5 protein-coding genes are annotated in these 7,913 nt (G+C 43.1%); all 5 read right to left on the reverse strand.

What is annotated here, in order from left to right; all coding sequences use genetic code 11:
• Positions 1 to 278 precede the first annotated feature (278 nt).
• Positions 279 to 2,738, reverse strand: coding sequence for a TonB-dependent receptor (locus EYO21_00970; GenBank protein ID HIB02386.1), 2,460 nt, complete (start codon positions 2,736 to 2,738; stop codon positions 279 to 281).
• A gap of 321 nt (positions 2,739 to 3,059) precedes the next feature.
• Positions 3,060 to 3,734, reverse strand: a complete 675-nt coding sequence (locus EYO21_00975; GenBank protein ID HIB02387.1) for a hypothetical protein — start codon at positions 3,732 to 3,734, stop codon at positions 3,060 to 3,062.
• A gap of 272 nt (positions 3,735 to 4,006) precedes the next feature.
• Positions 4,007 to 6,553 (reverse strand): S9 family peptidase, encoded by a 2,547-nt coding sequence (locus tag EYO21_00980; protein ID HIB02388.1) that lies wholly within the window; start codon positions 6,551 to 6,553, stop codon positions 4,007 to 4,009.
• 435 nt (positions 6,554 to 6,988) lie between these two features.
• Complete coding sequence (locus tag EYO21_00985; protein HIB02389.1) at positions 6,989 to 7,216, reverse strand: hypothetical protein; 228 nt, start codon at positions 7,214 to 7,216, stop codon at positions 6,989 to 6,991.
• A 107-nt stretch (positions 7,217 to 7,323) separates the two neighbouring features.
• Positions 7,324 to 7,827, reverse strand: coding sequence for a hypothetical protein (locus EYO21_00990; GenBank protein ID HIB02390.1), 504 nt, complete (start codon positions 7,825 to 7,827; stop codon positions 7,324 to 7,326).
• Positions 7,828 to 7,913: the final 86 nt, after the last annotated feature.

Raw genomic sequence — 7,913 nt, forward strand, 5'->3', positions numbered from 1 at the left:
ATTTGTACGCGGTCTTGTTCGTCTTCATCTCTTTAATCCTTTTGTTTACGCTTTGTCATCAAGATAGCGGCATAACTACTTACTATACTGCACATTTTTTTAAAAAATTATATCAGAACGGGTGTCGGTCTAATTCATTGCACCGTACCCCGTTCGTTTTCAGATGATGAAGTGATAGAATAGATGTGAATGCATTCACACAGTTCTGTTCTTTCTGTCTTCCTTGCTGTCAAGTTAAACCTGTTTTCTGTAATACTTGGTGAAGAATTAATTGACTATTAGAACTCCAGTGTAACCCCGCCTACGGGCATGGTCTTATACTGCCACACCTCTTCTTTTGTCCCATCTGCGCTATAGGCGTAATCCCAGATGTTTTTTCGGTCGTAGATGTTCATAATGTTAACATAGGCCACGATATTCATTTTGGGAAGCATCCATCTCTGCAGAAACATGAAATCGAGTCTGTGGTATTCGGGGAAGCGAAGACTATTCCAGTCAGTATCCTCAATAGACACCCAGTCCCGCAGATCGGGAAAGTACATCCGCTCCGTGTAGGGCCGGCCGCTGTTGTAGCCGAGACGGACATTCATCTCAATCTCATCTGCCAGGGGATTCAAAGGTCCGAGAACCGTTGAGGCTATCCTAAACCATTTTTTCTTCTTCAACTCCTGATACCATGCCTCTTTATGGAACTTCTTTTTCCACCCGCCGATAAAGGTGAGCTGATGCCTAATATCGTAATCCCAGTCATACCATTCCCCTTCCCGTTCTTTGTCATTCAGTGATCCACTACCTGTAAAGAACAGGCGCATATCCTTGGCTTGGGAATGGCTCCACGCATAACTGAGGAGGAGATGCCAGTTGTGGGTCAGCTTTTTCTGTAGGAAGAACTCGAAGCCGCGGCTCCTCGCTTCCCCTTCGTTAAGCCAGTGAGTTCTGTGCTCCAAAGGTAAAGGATATTTTTCCTTCGGATTGGTCCAGTAATAATACGTAGGGAGATTTTCGTAGATCTTGTAGAACGCTTCTAGTGAGCCGCGGAAGTCCGGGGCAAAGAAGTGCTCGATGCCGACAACGAACTGGTGCGTGAATTTCGCCTTGAGATTGCGGTTCAGACCATCTGGATCACGGTAAACAAGATAATACCCCGGGTACTGATAGTGCTTGCCGTAGCCCAAATGGAGATTAGTATCGTCATCCAAGAAAAGTTCCAGATTAAACCGGGGGGACAAAACCAATTCTTCCGTAGCCGTAAAATAGTCAGCACGCCCTCCGGCAGAGACCTGCGCCCTCTGACCAATACCCACCTGCCATTGAGCGTAGGTTCCCATCTTCCACGTGGTTTCGTTCTCGTTGAAATTGAACTCAGGTTGAATGTACGAAACTCCGGTGGTGGGAGGATCATCAACAGTCCATTGTTCACCGTCCCAAAAGGATGTGTCATATAGGAACAGAGAATCTGTTCCCGCCCATTCGTCGTATAGAAAATCAATGTTTCTTAATAAGGTGCCTACAGAAAAACTCCCCAAATCAGACCTTAGAGACCAGTCAGATTTTAAGGTGTATTCGGTGAGTACGTTGTCACGCGTGAACCATGGATAATCCTTTGCACCAAAATTATAAACCCAAGTATACGATTTCTTGGTCACTGTGGACAGAGTCGTCAATCCGTAGCCAACTTGACCTAGGAGTGTTTGCAAGCTGACACCAACAACATAAACCTCGCCCTCCCAGTCAACACTCTCCGCTCCGCGAGTAAGCACTTCATTCTCTGAAATAATGTTGATCTGGTCAAATCCCGCGAGAGCATTAAAAATGATCCGGTTGCTAGGTGAAAGATCATAAACGATCTTTACCTGATGATTGTTGTACCGGGGAACGGCCGTCATACCAAAGCTCTCCACGATTAAATCTAGGAAACTCCAGGTGGTGCTGGTCAGGAATGACCCCTTGCCGTCAGCGATGGGCCCCTCAGCGTTGATTCTTGCACCGGCCATGGAAAGGTCAAAAGCTGTCTCAAACCGTTCCGTGGAGCCTCTCCGCAGTCTTATGTCCATGACACTGCTTGCTTTGTCACCATAACGGGCCGAAAAAGCTCCCGGTGTGAACTCAATTTCCTGAACAAAGAGCGGATTGATCATATTGATAGGGCCGCCTCCGGCCCCCTCAATACCGAAATGGTTAGGATTAGGTATCTCAATATTGTCCAAAAGGAACAGGTTCTCTCCCGGCATACCTCCCCGGGTGATGATCTCATTCTCTTGGTCGCTGGCGGATGTTACTGATGGTAGAGATTGCACCATCCGCTGGATATCGAATGCTCCGCCAGGATCGCTGCGAATCTCAAAGTTGTCCACATGCATGGTACTCAAGACGGCGGCTGTTGACCGTGTGAAGGTTTTCCCCTCAACCTCCACAGTCTCTCCTTCAAGAGACACCATCTTTACTTCAATGACCAAGTCCAAAGGGCGGGCGGTGGTGACCATCAGGTTGAGAATTACTCTCGTCTCGTAGCCTATCATGCTCACCTGAAGGTGCCTCGTACCCATACCTATTCCTGTTATCTCAAACCTCCCTTCCAGATCAGTGGCGTCACCCAGATGAGTATCGACAATCATAACATTTGCACCGACAAGAGGCTGCTGCGTATTGGCATCCCGGACTACGCCCAATACAGTGCCCGTATCAGCCGTTAAAGAAGAAGACATCAAGAAGAGAAGCATTTGTGCTTTTATCTTCATTTTCTGTGATTAATTATATTTGGGGATGTAAAGCTTCTCTTGCTGGATATCCCTTGCCTTCAATAGTCAAATAATGCGGTTGAGTTTTTTGGTTAAGAAAAATAATGTTGATTTTCGTTACTGTGCCATTTTACTGTGCCATTAGGTCATCATCCGTCTAAGCCTGTCTGAGCTTTGCAAAATTACTACTGGGGGAGCTTTGAAAAAGTTACTGAGGGTATAAACGAAGAACCCGTCGTTACCGATGGGCTCATTCAAAGTCGGGGCGCCCGGATTCGAACCGGGGACCTTCGGATTATGCATCCGTGTATAATTCAGGTATCAGTTTTTCATCATTTTCAAACCAACCATAATCTGCCAAACCAATGACACAATTTGTGCAATACTGAATCCTGCAAAGACTGGCATAATGGAAGACACACTATTATGGGTGCTGGGATCAGTTAAGGTAAAGGTGGAGAAAGCAAAAGCCGGTATAATTAAGACAAAGACAGCGGCCGAAATTCTCATGAATAGAGGATTAACAAATTCCCTATTTGCCAAGACCAATGACACCAGTGCGGAACCCAGCATAAATAGTGGCCCGAACATGAAAAACAAACTCATCTCACTGATGAACATGTTTGAAATGTTTGCAGTATCTTGAGCAATTATCATTGCGGGATCAACAGACCAGGCAACCAGTACACCAGCCTGTCCCAATAGGAAGAGGAATGTACCAAGGCTCAATAAGGCATCTTTTTTCTGTTCTTGCAAGAACCCATTAAGAGTAAAGATTCCATACATAATAAAGGCCACTCCAAACACTGACATCATTGTATAAAGAACGGACAAAGAGCCACCATCAACTGTCATATTAGCGAAATATGAAAAGATATATTCATTATCTGGTGGCGGTCCTCCGACTAGGATTTGCATTAGAAAGGGAATGAATGAGACAACACCGCCCGCTATCAAACATTGTCCCCCACACTTACTTAAAGAGATATTGTTCATTAGATTTTACTCCTTATTGTTAGATAATCGATAGATGACTCGAAATTTAATCAAATTTTAAAATAATTATATCACAATGTGGGTGCTTCTTTCATCCCGACCGTCCCACCGTCGGTTACCTAGTTGAGATTGGGAAAGTGGTTGAGAAGCCGATTGATTTCAAGAACAGCATCTTCCGAGTCTGACTGAACTCACCAGCCTGTGTCTAGTACAAATAGACCCGGCGCTCGCCGGCCTGATTCAGTTTATTCATAGACCTAAACCAAGCGTAATTATTTTTTCTTTTCTTTCTCCAGATTTAGCTGGGCGATATCTGGGTCCCAGTAAGTGTCTCCGATAAGATGCTTCACAAAGTATTCCGCGCGGAGCCAATGCCAATAATCACCCATATCTCCATACCCATGACGCTGTCCGGGGAAAAGAAAGAAATCAAATCTCTTATTGGCACGGATTAAGGCTTCGGCCATCCTCAGGGTACCCGCCATATGAACATTGTTATCAATATCTCCGGTGGTTAACAGCAGATGCCCTTTCAGGTTATTGGCCAAGTCTGAGTTTTTGGCAATGTCATATTCAAAACTGACACGGCCGGAATCGTCCACGACCTCCTTGATGCCATGATGTTTCTCGGACCACCGATTGTTATACACATCATTATTATGATTTCCAGATGAAGAAACAGCCACTTTGAAAAAATCCGGATAAACAAGCATGGCCGCAGTAGACATAAAACCGCCACCAGAATGACCATATATGCCCACGCTATTTATATCGATGAAGTCATGGCGGTCAGCTAATTGTTCAATACCGGCTTTTTTATCAGCCAGGCCGTAATCACGCAAATTACCGTAGCCATAATTATGATACCACTTAGAACGAGCGGGGTGACCCCCGCGGTTGCCGATAGTAATCACAATAAAACCGAATTGGGCCAGGGAAGTTGTACTGTGTCGAAGCTGCGTGAAGGATTTAGCTACGGCTTCAGTCTGGGGGCCGGGGTAGACATACGCAATAATGGGATATTTCTTTTGAGGGTCAAAATCAAAGGGTTTGGTTATTACCCCATAAATGTCGGTAACACCATCAGCTGATTTCACCTGAAATGGTTCCGGGTATTGAAATCCCGCCGCCATAAGTTGTGATAAATCCGCTTTTTCAAGGTCCAGTATTTTCCTGCCATGGGTATTATAGAGCGCTGATTTAGGTAGAGTATTGACCAAGGAATAATTATTGACAAAAAACCGGTTTGATTCTCCCATTGAAGTCCGATGATCAAAATTGCCCTCATTCAATAACTTCATTTTGGTTCCATCAATAAAGACACTATAGAGATGCTGTAAATAGGGGTCTTCATTTTCTTCTCGCCCATTAGCCATAAAGTAGACGGTCTGTTTGCTTTCATCGAACCCCATTACCTCTCTGACGGAAAAAGAGCCTCTAGTAATTTGCCGTTTCAGTTTTCCATTCTTCCCATAATGATATAAATGTCCCCAGCCGTCCCTTTCGGACCACCAGAGCATATCACCTGATTTCAGCAGTTCCAGCCTTTGCAGTTCGACATAGGTGTTCAATTTTTCTTCAAAAAGTACTTTCACATCACCTGTTTCTGTATCAGCTACACACACATCCACTTTATGTAAATCACGGCTCTGTCGATAGAAATATAGATTTTTTGAATCTTCAGCAAGCCATACCGTTCTTTTGGGTTCATCGCTATCAGGGTATCGGAACTGCCGACCGGAATGAATGCCAACGCGCTGGTCTTTAAATTTATTGATATCAAGTTTTAACATATTTCGGGTATTCAAATCATAGATTCCAATCTCGTATTGAGCCACATCTTTATCACCGGCCATATCGTATTTATATGTTTCCAGTTCGGGTCGTTTATTCTTTACGGAATGAATCACCCATAATTCTTTGCCCTTTCTCCGGTCAGCGCGAATAAAGGCAAACTTTTTGGAATCTTTTGCCCAATAAATTCTGGTCTGTTTGCGTTTGTCCTTATTCTTTTCCCGCTCATCATCCGTGTCGCCCCGTTTGAATACTGCATAGCCGAAATGTTCTTCTCCATCGTGTGTTAACTGGATTTCATTTACAGATACTTTCTCAATGGCCTTCTCGGCTTTCTTTTCATCCTTGCCCCGCCCAGCATCTAGTATCTTTTTATAATCATCAGAATTCATCATATAGAGGTTATGATTGCGGCCAAATACAATCGTCTTGCCGTCTGGTGAAACGCTGGCCCATTGGGGATGTTCGTCCGGTGCTTCCCAGTCCTTCAATTCCCTTAATGTTTGGGTTTTAATTTTATATTCAAAATGGAAGGTTATTTTCTTGGGTTTCTTTTCTTTTTCCTTGTCTTCCTCCTCTTCCTGGTCTTCCTCTTCTAATTCATCCTCATCTTCCTCTTTTTCTTCCTCATCCTGGGAAGATTTCACCTCAAACTGAAGGGTGTTTTGATCTATAAATTTTATTTTTTCTATTGGCAGATGCTGTGCATCCCATGGATCAAGGGTGATGCGGGTTAATTCGGCGGCTATTTTATCGTTATCAAATATTTCTTCCTTCGTTCTCTTTACTGGATCAACAACATAAAATATTTTTCCTTCGGATGTTTTCCATTCGTACCAAAAATTTTCTGTTCCTTCAATCCATTTGGGATTAATAGATGTACTGTACATGAGCTTTTTAATTTTATAGGGTGCAAATCTTCCTGCTAATTGATAATTGGCTTTCCTCACCAAATTATCCTCACCTGCCATTAATGGCATTATTAAGAAAAAGTATAAATAGCCCATTGTATATCTTTGTTTCATTTTAACCTCCAATAAAATTGTGGACAAATTGATTAGTTAAGTGTCTGAACCGGTGATGCCACATACCAGTAGGTAACTTACAAAAAACTACACACCAATGTCTGTGCATGTTCTTTCTCGACCCTACCCCCCCTCACTTTTCCAAACAGATTTAATAATTGTGCGGATGTCCTATGAAATCGGAAATGACCTACTTCTCAACATAATCTTTTAATCCTTTGAGTGTTTTGTTAACCCCGCTGCTTCTGAAAAACACACTTATGGGATTCTTAAACGCATCCAATGTGATACTGATTTCAACCGATGTGTTGGGATTTTCTCTTCAAGCGTGATCACATAATCCCATTTCTTTGCGGGCCAGTTGGTCTCAACCAATTCATAGGCTATCTTTTTTGACGGTCTATATTCTGTTACTCTCATGGTTGCCCAATTTTTTCAGATCCAATATTTTGTAAAACTACCCTCACCTAATTCACCTTCTGATTCAAGCAACCATTCATCAATGGTGGGGTCCCATTTACCCCAGGTATTTAGATCAGTGCCAACTGCCTGCCAAACATCTTCCGCGTTGACATCAACCTGGATCCGTTTTGATACGATTTCACTTGCGCAGCCCGCAATGATCAGAAGTGCCGTGAATGAAACTAACAGCCTTGTTTTCATGATTTCTCCTTATTAATGGTCAGTACAGCCAATTAAATCACCATGTTGCTGCCTCTTTCATCCCGACCGTCCCCCCTTCACTTTCCAAGTTGAAATTTAAAATCAAATTATTGGTCTTTATACCGATACCATTTTTCAGTTCCTATTAACAAAATATCCTTTTCCAAAAGACTAATGGTTGTTTTAACTGGCTCTCTTTTTCCAGACTTCCTGTTATAAACCATTGTCTCATAATAAGAGTCTCCGAACCAAGGGTTTTCTATTTTATAAACCCTATTATCACTCCCTGGCTCAAACATAAATGTTATTGAGTCCCAATACCTAATAAGGTATCCTTTATCAACTGCTTCCTTAACGGAATAGATGCCAGATTCCCTTCCAGGGTCTCTAGTCTCACTAGGCATCACTAACCCAACAAAAGTGGCTTCTTCACTCCACCTCTCAATAAACCAACCATCTTCACCTTTAAATACTTTTACCCGATATCGTGTTACAGAGGCTTCACTAAAAACCTCCCTTACTTTGCTGTCATTAAACCATTCACCTTGAAAAACTGATTGATAAGATACGCAGCTCAAAAGCAAAAGAAGTATGGCGAGGGGGTTTTTCATTTTTTCAAAAAATTATATCACAATGTGGGTACTTCTTTCATCCCGACCGTCCCCCCGTCACTTCCCAGGTTGAGATTGGGAAAGTG

This window comes from Candidatus Neomarinimicrobiota bacterium (assembly GCA_012964825.1).
Lineage (GTDB): Bacteria > Fidelibacterota > Marinisomatia > Marinisomatales > S15-B10 > UBA2125.

Coding starts and splice junctions, on each gene's coding strand:
- EYO21_00970 (HIB02386.1), bottom strand. CDS start 2,738: ATGAAGATAAAAGCACAAATGCTTCTCTTCTTGATGTCTTCTTCTTTA.
- EYO21_00975 (HIB02387.1), bottom strand. CDS start 3,734: ATGAACAATATCTCTTTAAGTAAGTGTGGGGGACAATGTTTGATAGCG.
- EYO21_00980 (HIB02388.1), bottom strand. CDS start 6,553: ATGAAACAAAGATATACAATGGGCTATTTATACTTTTTCTTAATAATG.
- EYO21_00985 (HIB02389.1), bottom strand. CDS start 7,216: ATGAAAACAAGGCTGTTAGTTTCATTCACGGCACTTCTGATCATTGCG.
- EYO21_00990 (HIB02390.1), bottom strand. CDS start 7,827: ATGAAAAACCCCCTCGCCATACTTCTTTTGCTTTTGAGCTGCGTATCT.